Annotated in this window: 1 protein-coding gene; it reads left to right on the forward strand. The window is 60.4% G+C overall.

Annotation, left to right across the window (positions count from 1 at the left end; genetic code table 11):
* Positions 1–189: 189 nt before the first annotated feature.
* Positions 190–671: BMP family ABC transporter substrate-binding protein (locus tag JK635_RS28650; protein WP_202655043.1), on the forward strand; the 482-nt coding region annotated here is incomplete at its 3' end.

The following is a 671-nucleotide window of genomic DNA, read 5'->3' on the forward strand; positions in this document are numbered from 1 at the left end:
ACCATCGTGGTGCTGGCGCTGATCTCGCGCAATCCGGACTGGATCCGCCTGAATATCCCGGCCTCGCTGGGCAAGAACTTCAATCCGAACGCCGCCTGAGTGTTTTGACACGATCTGGCGTAAAATTTGCTACCGGAAATATTCTGGTTTTTTTGTTTGACTCTCGCTCTTCACCTTGGGGAATTTTTTATGTTTGACCTGAAAAAACGCAGCACGCTCAAAGCCGGCCTGCTGGTGGTTGCATCATCGATGATGCTGGCCGCCTGCGGCGAAAAGACCGAAACCAAGACGTCGGCCGCACCCGCCGCCGCGCCTGCGCCGGCCGCCGCGCCTGCCAGCGGTCCGCTGAAAGTGGCTTTCGTGTACGTCGGCCCGGTGGGCGACGGCGGCTGGACCTTCGCCCATGACCAGGGCCGCAAGGCAGTCGAGGCTGCGTTCGGCGACAAGATCCAGACCACCTTCGTCGAGAAAGTGCCGGAAAGCTCGGACGCCGAGCGCGTCTTCCGCGACCTGGCCAGCCAGGGCAACAAGCTGATCTTCGGCACCACCTTCGGCTACATGGAGCCAATGCTGAAAGTCGCCAAGGACTTCCCGGACGTGAAGTTCGAGCACGCCACCGGCTACAAGACCGCGCCCAACATGGCCGTCTATGAAACCAAGACCTACGAAGG

The organism is Neobacillus paridis, assembly GCF_016765675.1.
Lineage (GTDB): Bacteria > Bacillota > Bacilli > Bacillales > Cytobacillaceae > Neobacillus > Neobacillus paridis.